The organism is Prevotella sp. Sow4_E9_plate, from assembly GCF_052116205.1.
Classification (GTDB): domain Bacteria; phylum Bacteroidota; class Bacteroidia; order Bacteroidales; family Bacteroidaceae; genus Prevotella.
Window position 1 is genome coordinate 26,816 of the sequence record NZ_JBQKLN010000018.1, and the last position, 16,532, is coordinate 43,347.

The following is a 16,532-nucleotide window of genomic DNA, read 5'->3' on the forward strand; positions in this document are numbered from 1 at the left end:
TTACTACTTGTTGATACCGAAGATTTCGCGAATCACTTCCTTGTCATCAAAGTGGTGCTTCACGCCCTTAATCTCCTGATAGTCTTCATGTCCCTTGCCGGCAACGAGGATTACGTCGCCCTTCTTTGCCATCATGCAGGCTGTGCGGATGGCTTCCTTGCGGTCTACGATGCTGATTACCTTCTTCATCTGCTGGGCATTGAGTCCGGCAAGCATGTCGTTGATGATGTCCTGTGGCTCTTCGAAACGTGGGTTGTCGCTGGTGATGATTACCTTATCGCTCTGCTTTACAGCCTCCTGTGCCATCAATGGGCGCTTGCCCTTGTCACGGTTGCCGCCGGCACCGCATACGGTGATTACTTCGCCGCCCTTGCCGTCGAGTACCTCGTGGATGGCGTTCAATACGTTCTCCAGTGCATCTGGTGTATGGGCATAGTCAACGATGGCTGTATAGCCTTCTGGTGACTGGATAGGCTCCAGACGTCCGTTCACGCTGTGGAGGGTGCTCATCACTACGAGTACATCCTCTGGCTTCTTGCCGAGCATGATGGCTGCACCGTAAACGGCGAGCAGGTTGCTCACGTTGAACTTACCGATAAACTGTACGCCAACTTCTCTGCCGTCTATCTCCAGATACATGCCGCCGAAGTGGCACTCCAGGATTCTTGCCTTGAAGTCTGCCATGGAGCGGGTAGAGTAGGTCTTCACGGTAGCCTTGGTGTTCTGCACCATGATCATGCCGTTCTTGTCGTCCGCATTGGTGATGGCGAAGGCAGTCTTAGGCAGACCGTCGAAGAATGCCTTCTTGGCATTGCGGTAGTTCTCGAATGTCTTGTGATAGTCCAGATGGTCACGGGTCAGGTTGGTGAACAGACCACCGGCAAACTGCAGACCGCCGATACGCTTCTGAGCGATGGCGTGGGATGAGCATTCCATGAACGCATATTCGCAGCCTGCCTCTACCATCTTGCCCAGGAGCATGTTCAGTTCGATAGGGTCTGGAGTAGTATGGTCAGCAGGGATAGCTTCGTCTTCGATGTAGTTGCATACGGTAGAGAGCAAGCCACATTTATGACCGAACTTGCGGAACATATTATATAATAAGGTGGCGATGGTGGTTTTTCCATTGGTACCAGTAACGCCAACCAATTTCAGCTTTCTCGATGGGTCGCCATAGAAGAGAGTGGCTACTTTTCCTACAGCGTCTTCGGTAGATTCTACCTGAATGTAAGTTACGCCCTCTGTCTTGTCCTCAGGCATATCCTCGCACAATACCGACTTGGCACCGAGCTCTATCGCCTTAGGAATAAACTTGTGTCCATCTACCTGTGTACCCTTCATGGCAACAAACAGGTGACCTTCCTTAATCTTTCGAGAGTCGATGTTAATGCCCGACACCTCTACTTCTGCATCGCCGATAATCTGAACCGGTTGGATGTTTTTGAGCAATTCTTGTAACTTCATATAATGTTTTTTGTTTTATTACACCTTTTATATATAATAGAGCAGAGCCGCACCCTGATTGTGCAGCCATGTTCCCATGTTTCTTTATTCCAGATAAATGGCGCAAACCATGCCTTTCTTCACTGGCAATCCTGGCGCAAGAGTTTGTTTGACAACCTTGCCTCTACCATATATCTTGGTTTTGATGCCTCGGCTTTCCATCATGAAGATGGCATCTCTGGCTCCCATGTTGCTTACGTCTGGTACCGCTCTTTTGCTATATTGCTTTTCTTTGATCATTCGTATGCTCCGGCTGCCTGCGTGTTCGGTTCTTCCCCATATAGGATTGCCGTTGGCATAACTGCCCGACCAGTTTACGTTGGTCTTGATGCCCAGATGGGTCAGGACATAGTCGGCTGCCAGGATGTTGCCGTCCTTTACGTCTGGTACGAATACGGATGCTGAGTCTTTGGCATCTTTCACGTCGAGTTTCAGGCTCTGTGCCATGATACCTTCAGCGATGTCGTGGAACACCTTACCGCTCATGCTGCCTCCTGATGCTGGAAGACCTGATTTCTGGATGCAGACGATGCAGCTGTAGCGAGGATTGTCGGCAGGGAAATAGCCTGCGAAACTTACCAGATAGTTGGTTCCTCCAGCCTTGTAACCTCCGGCTCCCTTTGAAACCTGTGCCGTACCCGTCTTGCCGGCTACCTTGAAGTTTGGCGATCCTGCCTTTCTTCCGAGACCCACGCTTACTACCTGCTCCAGGATAGTCTGCAGTTCCTTGATGCTTTTCTCCTTGGCTATCTGCGGGCGCATCACCTCCGGTGGAAATTCCATGATGGTTTCTCCGTTCTTTACTACCTTGCTTACAAATCGTGGACGCATCATCTTACCATTGTTGGCGATGGTGTTGTAGAAGGTGAGGGTAGAGATAGGTGGCACCTGTGTCTCATATCCGATACTCATCCAAGGCAAAGAGGTCTTCGCCCAGTTGTCGTATTGTCCGTGACTGTTCTTGTGCGGCATTCTGATTCTCGCCGAAGTTGCTCCCACCAGTGGTATCTTCAGGTCGTCATGCAGACCCGTGCGATAGATTCCCTTCACGAATTTCTCCGGGTTGTTCCTGTAATGATCGTCTATGATGCGGCTCACACCGATGTTGGAACTGTACCACAGGGTCTGTGCCAGGGTCAGCATTCCATATCCGCCCTTGCGCCAGTTGTGGTCCTTCATGTCTCTGCCGTACATCGGCCAGACACCTCCTGCCGTCTCTACACGGTATGTTGTGTCAACCACTCCGTCGTCAAGTGCCACGAGGATAGAGGCAGGCTTGAACACCGAACCCGGTTCCAGCAGGTCGCTCACGGCATGGTTGTGTATCTCTCGATATTCGCCGTCGAAACATTTCTCCATGTTTACGATAGCCTTGATGTCGCCCGTAGGCACATCCATCACGATGGCTACACCCACGTTGGCATTGATTTCTTTCAATTCTTCTATCAGCGAGCGTTCTGCCAGGTCCTGCATGCTCACGTCGATGGTTGTTACGATATCAGCTCCGTCGATAGGAGGCGTGTCGGTGATGTTCAGGAACTTGTCGCGCACCTTTCGGCGGTGTACGATGCCGTTGGTTCCGCGGAGGATGGAGTCATACGACAACTCCAGTCCGAATCTCGCCGTATCCTTGGCGCCAAACATGGCACCGATGGTACGTCCGGCTAAAGAGCCGTAGGTACGTGTTCGGGCATTGAATTCTTCCCAGTGGAAGCCTCCCTTGTTGGATTTCAGGCGAAAAACAGGAATGGCTTTAATCTCTGTGAATGTATTGTAGTCTACACGCTTGTCGTATACCGCCCAGTGTCGGCTTTCCTTGGCACGTCCTTCCGTGAGGTTACGCTTGAACTCCTCGATGCTTCTCTCCGGAAAGATTTTGTGGAGACAGAGGCAGATGGAGTCCTGCTTGGCATCCCAAAGAGAGTCGTTGTTGGCAATCTTCAGGGCCTTGAAGTCCATGAATACCTTGAATTCAGGCAGTGAACTTGCCATCAGCTGCCCGGTGCAGCTTAATATGTTGCCTCGGTTTGGCTTCACGGTCACTGAGTCTTTCTTCTGTCGCTCAGCCACCTTCAGCCAGTAGTCGCGCTTGGCAGTCATGATGTAGAATGACTTGGCGATGACAGCCAGCGCCAGGAGTGACATCACGATGGCGATGGCGCTGAAGCGGGGCATTACTTTCTTATGGTCGAATTTACTCATTCTTCTGGAACGTTAATAATGTATGGAGGTTGGGTCGCAATGTGCAAGGTGCTGTCCTTGTTGGTCTTCAACATGTCGAGTACGTTGCTCTCGCGGCTTTTCTCTGTTATCTGGCTGCTGGCCGACAAGGCTTTATACTTGGTCTCCTGCAACTCTGTCTGTAGTTTGTCTAACTCGATGATATCATTCTGGATGCTATATCGGTTAGAGATATAGATGATGATGAAGAACACGACGAGTATGACGAGCCATATCTGCCGGCGGATAATCTGAGTGGTCAGGATGTCGCCACCCAGAATCTTGCGCAGCGTGAAGTTGGAAGAGCCGGAAACCTCCTCTTCGATGGCCTGCTTTGCTATCGCCTCCTTGAGTGACTCCTGCGGTTCTTCTACCTTGGCATTGTCTGCTTTCTGTTCTATATCCTTGTTTACTTCGTTATTCATTTCTTTTCTGCAATTCTTAGTTTGGCACTTCTGCTTCTTGGGTTTCTTTCCTGCTCTTCATCGTCAGGTATGATTACCTTATTGTTGATAAGCTTGAAAGGACTTTCTATTTTTCCGTAGAAGTCCTGTACAACCTTGCCCTCCGGGTTTCCTGCCTTCATCATGTTCTTCACGATGCGGTCTTCCAGCGAGTGATAGGTGATGACAGAGAGTCTTCCGCCTGGTTTCAGCAGTTCGGTAGCAGAACGTAGCATTTCCTTCAGGGCGTCCATCTCGTGGTTCACCTCGATGCGTAGTGCCTGGAAGAGCTTAGCCATGTCTTTCTTTTCACGCTCTCTCTTGAAGAGCGGTTCCACGGCAGCCATGAAGTCTTTCGTGGTTTCTATCTTCTGTGCTGCTCTTGCCTTGACCAGGGCAGCTGCGATGCGGCGTGCATTCTTCAGCTCTCCGTAGAGATAGAAGAGGTCGGCAAGGGCTGCTTCGTCATATTCGTTGACGATGTCGGCAGCGGTTTTGCCGGCACGCTTGTTCATGCGCATGTCTAAAGGGGAATCGAAGCGGAAAGAGAAACCACGGCTCTCGTCATCGAAGTGGTGGCTTGACACGCCGAGGTCTGCCAGGAGTCCGTCCAGCCCGTCTACTCCATAATAGCGCATCCAGTTCTTCAGATATCTGAAGTTGGAACATACGAAGGTGAAGTTGGGGCTGGCTACCACGTTGCGCTCCGCATCGGCATCTTGGTCGAAGCTGTAGAGATGGGCTCCCTCGCTGAGTCGCGATAGGATTTCACGGGAGTGTCCGCCTCCGCCGAAGGTTACGTCTACATAGATTCCGCCAGGTTGAATATTCAACCCGTCAACGCTCTCCTTGAGGAGCACTGGTACGTGGTATGTTTCTGCTGTCTTTATCATATTTTCTTATTTATTACGCACATGTACATATTTAATGTAAAATCGGGTTCAAAGGTACACAAAATTCCCCACATTCACTCTATTTTAACCTACAAATTTTATTAAAGGGGATAAAAAACTTGCTTTTAGTCAAATTTCGCCTTCTCGGGATGAACCCTGGTTGGATGCATGAAAACGGCTGAAAATGCCCGAATTTCTCTCCTTAGGAACCGAAAAAGTAGCAAATTTGCTTGTTTTTGATAAATTTTCGCAAAAAATGGCACGTATTTGAGAAAGTTGAGTTATTTTTGCACCTACTTATATAAGTTTACTTGACATGAGCATTTCTATAGAGAAAACGATAGACATAGATAAGATACTGAAGAGCAAGATGGGAAGCAAGGCAAAATACGTTCCGCGATTCCTCGTTTCCTGGCTCAAGAAGATTGTTCACGAGGACGAGGTCAACAAGTTCTTGTGGGAAAGTCGTAACCTTTCGGGAACGGAATGGCTCACCGAATGCGTACGTTATCTGAAGATGGATGTGGAAATCGTGGGACTGGAAAACTTGCCCGACAAGAATGACGGCAAGCTCTATACCTTCGTTTCCAATCATCCGTTGGGAGGACAGGACGGAGTGTGTCTCGGTTCCATCATCGGACAGCATTATGACGGCAAGTTCCGTTATCTGGTCAACGACCTCCTGCTCAATCTCCCTGGCTTGAAGCCTGTCAGCATCGGAATCAACAAGACCGGCCGACAGAGCCGCGATTTCCCTCGCATGGTAGAGGCCGGTTTCCAGAGCGATTGCCACATGTTGATGTTCCCTGCCGGCTTGAACAGCCGCAAGCAGGAAGACGGAACCATCCGTGACCTGCCTTGGAAAAAGACGTTCATCTCCAAGAGTGTGGAGTATCAGCGTGATGTTGTGCCTATCCACTTTGGCGGGCGCAACTCTGAGCGGTTCTATCGCATAGCCCGTTTCAGCGACAAGCATCTGCCGTTCAATCTCGCCATGCTCTTTCTGGTAGACGAGATGTATAAGAACGTGGGCAAGCATTTCCGTATTGCGATTGGCAAGCCGATTCCCTGGCAGACTTTTGACCACAGCAAGTCGGCTACCGAGTGGGCGCAGTATGTGAAGGATAGTGTTTATAAACTGTAAAGTTAGTAGCATCAAGTAGAAAATTGTAGAAATCACATCGTAATTATATAGAATATATAGAGAAGAGTAGTATGGAAGAAGAAATCATCCAACCGATTGATAAGGAGCTGCTTAAGAGCGAACTGACTCCAGAAAAGCAACTTCGAATGACAAACAAGAGCCACAATGAGATTTACATTGTGACAGCCAATGATTCGCCTAATGTCTTGAAAGAGATTGGACGTTTGCGTGAAATCGCTTTCCGTGAAGCGGGAGGTGGTACTGGTAAGTCGATGGACCTTGATGAATTCGATTTTGGTGACAACTGCTACAAGCAGCTCATCGTTTGGAATCCGGAGGCTGATGAGATTATCGGTGGTTACCGTTATCTCCTGGGCAAGGATTGGGAACTTGATGAAAAGGGGCAGCCTAAGCTTGCAACCAGTCACATGTTCCACTTTTCAGACAAGTTCCTGAAGGAATACATGCCATATACCGTAGAGCTGGGCCGTTCGTTCGTCTCTCTCGAGTATCAGAATGTGCGCAAGAATACCAAGAGTATCTTTGCTCTCGACAATCTCTGGGACGGATTGGGTGCCCTCACCGTGCTCTATCCGGATGTAAAGTATTTCTTCGGCAAGATGACGATGTATCCTTCTTACATCCGTCGTGGCCGCGATATGATTCTCTACTTCCTCAAGAAGCATTTTGATGACAAGGAGAACCTGGTGATTCCGATGAAGCCATTGAAGTTGGAAACTCCTGAGAGCGAGATGGCAGCTATCTTCACGGAAGATGATTTCCGTGCTGACTATCGCATTCTGAATCATGAGATTCGCCAGCTCGGTTTCAATATTCCTCCTCTGGTAAATGCCTACATGAACCTCAGTCCTACCATGAAGCTCTTTGGTACAGCCATCAATTATGGCTTCGGCGATGTAGAGGAGACGGGCATTCTCATTGCCGTGGATGAAATTCTGGAGGAGAAGCGTATCCGCCACATCAACAGCTTTATTGAGGAACATCCTGAGGCGCTGAAGATTACAAGCGGTGCCAACAAGATTTTCTACAAGGAAAAAGAATAGTATTTTACTCTTCACTCTTCACAGATGTGGTTTAACGGTCTATTAGCTAGATAGTTATAGCGGTGAAGAGTGGAGACTCACTCTTCACAACTCTTCACCACTCTTCACCCATATTATTTTAGAGGAAAGAATATCAGCGAGGCAATGGTTCCGTCATCAATGAAGACCAGGCTTTGTCATCAATGAAGACCAGGCCCTGTCATCAATGAAGACCAGATCTTGGAATAAATGATAGCTGAACCTCGCGATAAGTGAAGAGTGGTGAAGAGTGGTGAAGAGTGAACCACCACTCTTCACCGCCCACACCCCCAGTGTTTATAGGGGTTTCAGCCGATTTGGTGAAGAGTGAAGAGTAAAAACGAGAGTAGGTTTTATACCAGCAGAAACAACTCTTACAGCAGCAGGAATACAGCCTGCAAACGGTTGTGGCAGACCTGTCAAAAACTTTCTCCCGACATATCTTTTTGTGTCTGGTTACGGCAAAAAGTTGCCCGCCAAGGGGCAATAATTTGCCATAGTAAGATAAACTTTTCTCTGTGCACGCCTACCTGTGCTAGCTCCTTATACAATAGGCAGGCTGATGCCGTTGATTTTCTGATAGATGTCGAGCGCATAGATGTCGGTCATGCCGCTGATGTAATCCAATACAGCCATGATTCTCTCTTCCAGATTCTCGTTCTCGATGTCGTATTGGCTGCTAACCCGGCGCAGGAGCTGCTTGGAATAGAAACGGGACGGGTTGACGGCTGCTTCGATGAAAACCTTCATCAGGGTAGCCATGATTTGATAACCCGAAAGTTCGATGTCGAGCACCGGCTTGCTTTGGTAAATCTTAGAGTAGGAGATCTTCTCGCATTCCTGGTATGCCTTTTTCTGGCGCTCGGAAATGTGGTCGATGAGACTACCTTCGAATGTTCCGGCTAAGATTTCCTCCTCGTGAGCCAGGAAGGCTGCCACACATTCGTTTTCCAGTTTTCCGATAACGCTGGCTCTCATGTAAACTACTTTTTCGTTTTCGTCAGTCAGTTCTTCGTCGATGATTCGCTGGCGTATCTTCTGCTGGATATCTTCATCGAAGAAACTCAGCAGCAGGTGCTCCGTCTCAGCATAGGAAAGAATCTTGAGCTTGTGGGAGTCTTCGATGTCCATGATTTCGTAGCAGATGTCATCGGCAGCTTCTACCATATAAACAAGTGGATGTCGGGCGTATTTGAGGGGTTCACCTGGTGCCGACTTGCAGGAAATGCCCAATTCATCGGCTATTTTCTTGTAAGATTCTGCTTCGGAAGTAAAAAATCCAAACTTGCCGTGTTTCCCTGCCAAACTGCTGGCAAAAGGATATTTCACGATGGCAGCAAGCATAGAATAGGTCATCACGAAACCACCTTGGCGGCGACCTTTAAACTGATGCGTCAGGATTCTGAAGCCGTTGGCATTACCCTCGAAATGGGTGATGTCGTCCCAGAACTCGGCAGAAACTTCATCTTTCAATCCCTGTCCGGCACCCTCGCTGAAGAAAGTCTGGATGGCTTTCTCGCCAGAATGACCGAAGGGAGGATTGCCCAGATCGTGCGCCAGGCAGGCGGCACTCACGATGGTTCCGATTTCCTCGAAGAGCGTATCCTTCAGCTCCGGGCGCTTCTGGATGATGTGACGGGAGATATCGTTGCCCAGCGACATGCCCACACTTGCCACCTCCAGACTGTGGGTGAGACGGTTGTGGACGAAGATGCTGCCCGGAAGAGGGAAGACCTGAGTCTTGTTCTGCAACCGGCGGAATGCCGAAGAGAAGATGAGACGGTCGTAATCGCGCTTGAATTCAGAGCGGTCATCGTGGCGCTCTGCATGCTTGTGTTCCTGTCCGAAACGCTTGTTTGATATGAGTTGTTTCCATTCCATAATCCGTTGATCCTTATATTTTAAATATTGCACATTTATCGTTCTGTAGCGCAAAAATACAGGAATCTGCACATAATTCAAAATAAAAATAGATAAATTATATCATTTTTACTTATAAAATGCGATTATTCGCCTAAAAAGCAGTATTTTTGCAGAAAAATAGAAAAATATGCTGAAAGTACAGATTATCAATAAGGGGCATCAGCTTCTCCCTGCGTTTGCCACACTTCAGAGTGCGGGCATGGATTTGCGTGCTAATATCGATGAGGCTATCGTGCTTCATCCTATGGAGCGTAGACTCGTTCCTACGGGGCTTTTCATGGCATTGCCGGCTGGTTATGAAGCGCAGATAAGACCTCGCAGCGGACTGGCACTGAAGCATGGCATTACCGTGCTCAATACGCCGGGTACCATCGATGCCGACTATAGAGGCGAAATCATGGTGCTGCTCATCAACTTCTCACAGCAGGACTTCGTCATCAATGACGGCGAGCGCATTGCACAAATGGTGCTTGCCAAGCACGAACAATGCGACTTCATCGAGGTAGAAGAACTCGACGAGACAGAGAGAGGCGCTGGTGGCTATGGTCATACGGGAGTAAAATAAAAAGAAAGGAATCGAATCGTGAAATTCAGTTTGAGAAATACTGCTATCTGGATGGTCGTGGGGCTGATAGGCTCTGCGGCTTTGCCGTCTATGGCCCGTAAGGTAAAAGTGAAACACGTGGCGCAGCAGGCGGTAGCGGTGAAGGACTCGCTCAGTCCTAACGACCGCAAGCGTTTTGAATACTTCTTCCTGGAGGCGGGAAGGCAACATGCAGCCAACAACTATTCTGCTGCGATGGACCTCTTTGAGCATGCCCGACAGATAGATCCGAATGCCGCAGAGACATACTTCTATCTCTCGATGTATCATTCTCAACTGAAGCAAGATTCTCTCGCCCTTCACTATATGGAGAAGGCAATACAGCTGGCTCCGGAAAACCAGACCTATGCCGAGAATCTTGCCCAGCATTATATCGGCAAGCAGCAGTATGACAAGGCGATAGATGCCTACGAAGACCTCTATGCCCGCAATCATGGCAATACAGATGCCCTGCATATCCTGGTGCAGCTGTATCAGCAGCAGAAGAACTTCCCGATGATGCTGAAGACCATTTCGCGTCTGGAAACCGAGGAGGGTGAGAGCGAGCAGTATACGCTTTCCAAGATGCGCATCTACGAAATGATGGACGACAAGAAGGCTGCCTATAAGGAATTGAAGTCGCTGGTAGATGCCCATCCGCTCGACATGGTTTACAAGACGATGCTGGGCAACTGGCTCATGCAGCATCACCGCCAGAAGGAAGCCTTCAAGATGTTTACGGATGTGCTGAAGGAGGAGCCGGAGAATTCCTATGCCCAGATGTCGCTCTACGACTATTACAAGGCAACCCAGCAGGAAGACCAGGCTCATCAGATGCTGGATAAAATACTGCTCAGTCCGAAGACGGATCTGGAAACCAAGGTGATGATGTTCCGTTCGTTTATCCAGGACAATGAGACCCATGGTGGCGATTCCACCCAGGTGGTGGCGCTCTTCGACAAAGTGCTCGATGTGCCGCAGCCATCGGCTGATGTGGCAGAAATGCGTGCTGCCTATATGAGTCTGAAGAAGATGCCGGACAGCATCATCGGCAAGGCTTACGAGAAGGTGCTTGCCATCGCACCGGATAATGTCAATGCCAGACTGCAGCTGGTGCAGCTGCTCTGGAATCAGAAAGATTATACATCGGTAATCGCCCAGAGCAAGGCGGCTCATGCGTATAATCCGGAAGAAATGGTGTTCTATTACTTCGGTGGAATGGCGCATTATCAGAAAAATGATGAGGATGCGGCGCTCCATGAATTCCGTCAGGGCGTGGCACAGGTAAGAGCCGATGCTTCTCCTGACCTGGTTTCTGATCTCTATGCCGTCATGGGCGACATCCTTTACAAGAAGAAGGACAAGCAGGCGGCTTATGCGGCTTACGACTCCTGTCTGCAATGGAAGGATGACAATGTGATGGCGCTGAACAACTATGCTTATTACATGAGCGAGGAAGGCATCGACCTGCATAAGGCAGAATCGATGAGCTATAAGACCGTGAAGGCGGAACCTAACAACGGCACTTATCTGGATACCTATGCATGGATCCTGTTCAAGGAAGAGCGCTATGCCGATGCCAAGACTTATATCGATGCTGCTCTCAAGAACAGCGATTCTACCGAGAATAACAGTACGATATTGGAACATGCCGGCGACATCTATGCCATGAACGGAATGATAGATGACGCCATGAAATACTGGAAGCAGGCGCTGGACGGCGATGGACAGAATGCCGTCCTGAAATGGAAAATAAACAATAGACAATATATTACCGAGGATGAACTGCTGCGTCGTAACAGACCGGCAAAGAAGGAATCGGTAACGAAGAAAATCATTAAGAAAGGTAGAAAGAGATGAAAAAGAATAAATGGATGTTGATGGGTGCCGGAGCTGCCATGATGCTGATGGCTGCTTGCGGAACCAGCAGACAGGTACAGGGAACCGGCAAGGTTGATGCCGGCAAGCAGCAGACATCTGTCAAGGCAGACGAGCAGGGTGAAAGCTTCAGCCAGCGTGCTTTCCTGCAGATGGTTTCGGACAATCAGGTCTACGCCAAGGATATTGTGGGCAAGATGGATTTCACCATCCTGATGGGAGACAAGGAAGTGAGCGTTCCTGCCAAGTTGAGCATGCGCAAGGACCAGCTGGTGCGTATCCAGATCTTCATGCCTTTCCTGGGTAGTGAGTTGGGGCGTCTCGAGTTTGCTCCTGATTATGTGTTGATTCTGGACCGTTATCACAAGCAGTATGTCAAGGCAGACTATACGCAGGTGGATTTCCTGAAGAAGCAGGGCATCTCGTTCTATACCTTGCAGGCGTTGTTCTGGAATCAGCTGATTCTGCCGGGCGAAAAGGAGGTGACCAAGTCAAACCTCAAGAAGTTTGACGTCAACCTGAAGGCTGCCGGCAACGAGGTTCCGGTAACCGTCAAGAATGGCTATATGACCTATGCCTGGAATACCAGCCGCGAGAACGGGCGCATCACATCGGCTGATGTCAACTATCAGAGCTCGCAGCATGGCACATCCCGTCTGCATGTAGACTACAGCAAGTTCAAGAGTGTGGGCGTGAAGATGTTTCCGGCAACACAGGTGATGTCGTTTATGACTACTGCAACCCAGAAGAAGCAGGAAATGAAACTTATCCTCAATCTCAACGAGGTGAAGACAGATAGTAACTGGAGTACTCAGACCGAAATTTCAAAGAAATACAAGCAGGTTTCGCCTGAAGAAGCACTTCGCAAAATTATGAGTATCTGATGAAACGTATCCTATTATTAATGATGGCTCTGGTATTCTCGCTGGCTCCCTATGCCCAGAAACAGATGCAGAAGAAGCGACCAGTGAGAAAGACCGCAGTGGCTGCCAAGCCTCAGAACAGAAAAAAAAGACCGGTAAGGCAGGCTGCCCCTACCAGGGCAGAACGCAAGGTGGCTACCTACAGCAATGCTTCTATCCGAGGATTGCAGGGACAGCGTGCGTCTATCCAGAAGAAAATCAAGGAGCAGGAACAGGCGCTCCGCAGGAATCAGGCGGATGTGAAGAAGCGACTGGAAGACCTGATGATATTGAACGGTGAGATAGACCAGAGTCAGAAGAAGATTGATGGCATCCAGAAGGATATTCATCATATCGACGGAAATATCGGTATCCTGCAGGCGCAGCTGAAAACCCTTCAGCAGCAGTTGCAGGACAGAAAGAACAAGTATATCCGTTCCATGCGCTATATGAGCCGTCATCATACTGTACAGGACAAGCTGATGTTCATCTTCAGTGCCAAGAATCTTACCCAGATGTATCGCCGACTTTCCTTCATCCGCCAGTATTCTTCCTATCAGAAGGTGCAGGGCGAGGCTGTAAAGGCAAAGCAGAAGCAGGTGAACGAGAAGCATGTGCAGCTGCAAAACGTAAAGGGACACAAGAACACCTTATTATATAAGGGCAAGCAGGAGAAGACTGCACTCGAAGGCAAGCAGACCCAACAGCAGGAAATGGTACACGGACTGCAGAAGCAGCAGAAGACCATTCAGGCTGTGATTGCCGACCAGCGTCAGAAGGATGCGGCAATCAATGCCCAGATTGACCGTTTGATTGCCCAGGAAGTAGCCAAGGCTCGTGCCCGTGCTGCTGCCGAGGCTAAGAAGAAGGCTGCTGCAGCTGCTGCCGCCAAGAAACGTGCTGAGGAATTGGCGCGTAAGAAGGCTGCTGCCGAGGCTGCTGCCAGGGAGAATGCACGTCGTATTGCTGAGGCGAAGGCTCGTGAAGCTGCTGCCGAGGCGGCAAGAAGAAAGGCTGCTGAAGAGGCAAGGCTGGCTGCTGAGGCTGCAAGAAAGGCTCAGGAAGAAGCGGCTGCTCAGGCTGAAGCGAAGGCTAAGGCCAAGGCGCAGGCTAAGGCGCGTGCTGCTGCCGAGGCTGCCCAGCGTGCTGCAGCAGAACAGGCTGCACGTCAGGCTGCTGCTGAACAGGCGGCAAGAAAGGCTGAAGCTGAACGAAGGGCTGCTGAGTTGAAGGCTAAGGCGGACGAGGAGCGCCAGGCTCGTGAGATTGCTGCTGCCAAGAAGGAGGCGCAGGAGGAGGCTACCTTGAGTTCGGTAGACCGTATGCTGAGTGGCGGATTCGAGGCAAACCGTGGTCGTCTCCCAATGCCTATCAGCGGCGGTTATCGCATCGTCAGCCATTTCGGACAGTATAATGTACAGGGCTTGAAGGGTGTTACCCTCGACAACAAGGGTATCAACATTCAGGGCAAACCGGGTTGTGTGGCTCGTAGCATCTACGATGGTGAGGTGAGTGCCGTCTTCGGTTATGGTGGCATGTGGAATGTACTGGTTCGTCATGGTGCCTATATCTCGGTATATTGTAACCTGAAATCGGTCAGCGTTCATAAGGGACAGAAGGTAAGTACCCGCCAGGCATTGGGTGCCGTGGGTTCTGACAACCTCCTCCAGTTCCAGCTTCGCAAGGAGACTGCCAAGCTCAATCCGGAGGCTTGGCTGAGCCGATAATGTATGAAATGGTGCAGCCGGTAGTGTTTTTACTGCCTGGTTGCTGTAGATGATAGAAATGAAACCTCCAATCGCTTGGTTTGATTGGAGGTTTTTTATTGCTTGCAAGAGAGATGGTTACTTGCAATTTACCTGATGACGTATCAAAAGCATTTTCTCATGTATTTTTTTATATCTTTTAGGCATTATTTGAGAGCTAAATCAATCGCGAGTTCAACAAGCAAGTGCCAAAAATACAGGAATTGTTGAAAATTGTAGGTTGTGAATAGGTATTCTTATTTGCAGCCGATTTGACTTCTTATGAAGAGCTGATTCGCTATTATTCTGTTCAGTTGAAGTTTGAAAAGACAGACGAATATCGTGTTGTTATTTCGATGTATGATTTTCCCAGTCAATTTATGAGTTAGAAGACTTACGAATTAGAGGAAAAAGAAAACAATTCTTAGAAGAATTTAATGAGTAATAGCCCCATCTTCGAGGTGATAGTCATGCAGTAAGCTTTCCCCTAGTGGTCCTATCCAAAAATCTGGCGTAGACCTTTGATGGCTTGCCTCCTGCAAATCGCAGCGATTCCGAGCACTAAATGATTGTTATATGAGGGTGCGTCATGGTCTTATGACGCACCCTCTATTTCCAACCAAAATCTCTTTCCTAGTATTAATCATCATCAACTACTTGTAGTTTTCATCATTGTAAGTGATGATGTCCAGATCTTCTGCTATTTTCTTCAGCCCATTTTTGATTCTTCCACCTAAAGTCCATGACTTTGGCTTGGCGATAGGCGTTTCAACAGGAACTTCTCTTGAATCTTCGGTTGTAGAAGGATTGTCTTCCACTAAAACCTTAGCTGGCTCTTCTCCAGACTCATTTCCTGACTCATTTCCTGGCATTTCTTCTTGATGGACAATAGTAGCTTCCTTCTCTGTAGCATCTGGATTGATGTTATCTATAGATTCTGCTTCTTGCTTTTGCTCGGTTTTATTTGCTAGCGTCTGGAAGTTGTCTCTGATAGGATGATAGAGCTTGTCGATGATTCTCTGATAGTCTTCCTCATCCTTCAATACAGAAGAACTTTCAGGAATATCCTCGGCCAACTCATTGTTCAGACCAGTTGCCAGAATGGTGACTTTGGCATCCTCATCCAGACTGTCATCATCAGAAAGACCCCAAATCACCTTGATGTCAGGGTTCAGTTCATCAAAGAAGGCATCAATTTCTCTCATCTCCCTCACAAAGATAGGGTGCTTGCTGGAAGTGTAGATATTGAAAAGGATGCGCTGGGCATTACTGATATCGCTGCCATAGAGCAGAGGAGAGTCTAACGCATTCTTTATGGCACTTTGAACCCTTCCCTCACCACTGGCTCTACCCATGGCCATGATAGCACCGCCACCGCTCTTGATGGTAGTCTCGATGTCTCGGAAGTCAAGATTGATGGTTCCCTCCACAGTGATGAGTTCCGAGATACTTTTGGTGGCATCACTCAGTACCTTGTCTGCCAGTTTGAAGGCATCCTTTACGGTAATCTCGGAGTCGGCATAAACATCGCAGAGACGCTCGTTGTTGACGATAAGCAAGGCATCCACGTTCTTGCGCATTTCTTCTACACCCTGCAGAGCCTTGACAATTTTCTTTCTCTTCTCGAAGTAGAAAGGTATGGTGATGATGCCAACGGTAAGGATGCCCATCCCTTTTGCAATACCGGCAATGACAGGTGCGGCACCCGTACCCGTTCCACCACCCATTCCGGCAGTAACAAAAACCATCTTGGTTCCGTCGTCCAGCAGTTTCTTGATGTCTTCCTGGGTATTCTGAGCCTCACTTCTTCCCACTTCGGGATTTGCCCCTGCACCCAAACCACTCTTTCCGAGCATGATCTTTACCGGCACAGGCGACTTGGATAGTGATTGACTATCCGTATTGCAGACGGCGAAACTCACGTTTACTATACCCTCTGCATACATATTCTTAACGGCATTGCATCCGCCACCACCCACACCAATTACCTTGATGATGTTCTTGGTAGTATCTTCTGTCTGTCCGAAATCTATAGGAGTCCAATCTTCTTTCATCATTTCTATATTTCAATTTAGATGCAAAGATACATACAAAGAATCAGATTCCCTATGAAAAATCAAACGCAAGCCTTGCAGAAGAAGATTTTTTCTAGATGAGAAACGATTTTTCCCATTCTTTTTGTACTTTTGCAATCTGTATGCAAGAAGAAACAAGAA

The 16,532-nt window shown here is 48.7% G+C and carries 12 protein-coding genes; 6 read left to right on the top strand and 6 right to left on the bottom strand.

The window, feature by feature from the left end:
• Positions 1 to 3: 3 nt before the first annotated feature.
• The 4 genes from ACTQ53_RS08885 to rsmH all read right to left on the bottom strand — a co-directional run bounded on the left by ACTQ53_RS08885 (position 4) and on the right by rsmH (position 5,059).
• On the bottom strand, positions 4 to 1,464 hold the full coding sequence (locus ACTQ53_RS08885) for a UDP-N-acetylmuramoyl-L-alanyl-D-glutamate--2,6-diaminopimelate ligase (RefSeq protein ID WP_217760577.1): 1,461 nt from the start codon (positions 1,462 to 1,464) through the stop codon (positions 4 to 6).
• A gap of 84 nt (positions 1,465 to 1,548) precedes the next feature.
• On the bottom strand, positions 1,549 to 3,705 hold the full coding sequence (locus ACTQ53_RS08890; protein ID WP_441932760.1) for a penicillin-binding protein: 2,157 nt from the start codon (positions 3,703 to 3,705) through the stop codon (positions 1,549 to 1,551).
• Positions 3,702 to 4,148: an FtsL-like putative cell division protein gene (locus tag ACTQ53_RS08895; RefSeq protein WP_153124167.1), complete on the bottom strand. Its 447-nt coding sequence runs from the start codon at positions 4,146 to 4,148 to the stop codon at positions 3,702 to 3,704. The genes ACTQ53_RS08890 and ACTQ53_RS08895 overlap by 4 nt, the downstream gene beginning before the upstream one ends.
• Positions 4,145 to 5,059: a 16S rRNA (cytosine(1402)-N(4))-methyltransferase RsmH gene (gene rsmH / locus ACTQ53_RS08900; RefSeq protein WP_294967414.1), complete on the bottom strand. Its 915-nt coding sequence runs from the start codon at positions 5,057 to 5,059 to the stop codon at positions 4,145 to 4,147. The genes ACTQ53_RS08895 and rsmH overlap by 4 nt, the downstream gene beginning before the upstream one ends.
• A gap of 316 nt (positions 5,060 to 5,375) precedes the next feature.
• Here rsmH and ACTQ53_RS08905 point away from each other — a divergent pair, with 316 nt between their 5' ends.
• A complete protein-coding gene (locus ACTQ53_RS08905; RefSeq protein WP_294967416.1) occupies positions 5,376 to 6,203 on the top strand; it encodes a glycerol acyltransferase in 828 nt (275 codons plus the stop codon).
• 71 nt (positions 6,204 to 6,274) lie between these two features.
• Positions 6,275 to 7,267, top strand: a complete 993-nt coding sequence (locus ACTQ53_RS08910) for a GNAT family N-acetyltransferase (RefSeq protein ID WP_294967418.1) — start codon at positions 6,275 to 6,277, stop codon at positions 7,265 to 7,267.
• A gap of 561 nt (positions 7,268 to 7,828) precedes the next feature.
• Here the strand turns inward: ACTQ53_RS08910 and ACTQ53_RS08915 are convergent.
• Complete coding sequence (locus ACTQ53_RS08915; protein ID WP_294967420.1) at positions 7,829 to 9,166, bottom strand: deoxyguanosinetriphosphate triphosphohydrolase; 1,338 nt, start codon at positions 9,164 to 9,166, stop codon at positions 7,829 to 7,831.
• 169 nt (positions 9,167 to 9,335) lie between these two features.
• Here ACTQ53_RS08915 and dut point away from each other — a divergent pair, with 169 nt between their 5' ends.
• Genes dut through ACTQ53_RS08935 form a run of 4 tightly spaced genes read left to right on the top strand, consistent with a single transcriptional unit; the run spans position 9,336 to position 14,298 of the window.
• Entirely contained in the window at positions 9,336 to 9,773 is a 438-nt protein-coding gene (dut, locus tag ACTQ53_RS08920) for a dUTP diphosphatase (protein ID WP_441932761.1), read from the top strand.
• A gap of 18 nt (positions 9,774 to 9,791) precedes the next feature.
• Positions 9,792 to 11,651, top strand: coding sequence for a tetratricopeptide repeat protein (locus tag ACTQ53_RS08925; RefSeq protein WP_441932762.1), 1,860 nt, complete (start codon positions 9,792 to 9,794; stop codon positions 11,649 to 11,651).
• The gene (locus ACTQ53_RS08930; RefSeq protein ID WP_441932763.1) at positions 11,648 to 12,553 is read left to right on the top strand and encodes a DUF4292 domain-containing protein; all 906 of its coding nucleotides are present in this window, start codon (positions 11,648 to 11,650) and stop codon (positions 12,551 to 12,553) included. The genes ACTQ53_RS08925 and ACTQ53_RS08930 overlap by 4 nt, the downstream gene beginning before the upstream one ends.
• A complete protein-coding gene (locus ACTQ53_RS08935) occupies positions 12,553 to 14,298 on the top strand; it encodes a murein hydrolase activator EnvC family protein (RefSeq protein WP_441932764.1) in 1,746 nt (581 codons plus the stop codon). The genes ACTQ53_RS08930 and ACTQ53_RS08935 overlap by 1 nt, the downstream gene beginning before the upstream one ends.
• A gap of 671 nt (positions 14,299 to 14,969) precedes the next feature.
• Here the strand turns inward: ACTQ53_RS08935 and ftsZ are convergent.
• Positions 14,970 to 16,373, bottom strand: coding sequence for a cell division protein FtsZ (gene ftsZ / locus ACTQ53_RS08940; RefSeq protein WP_294967428.1), 1,404 nt, complete (start codon positions 16,371 to 16,373; stop codon positions 14,970 to 14,972).
• Positions 16,374 to 16,532: the final 159 nt, after the last annotated feature.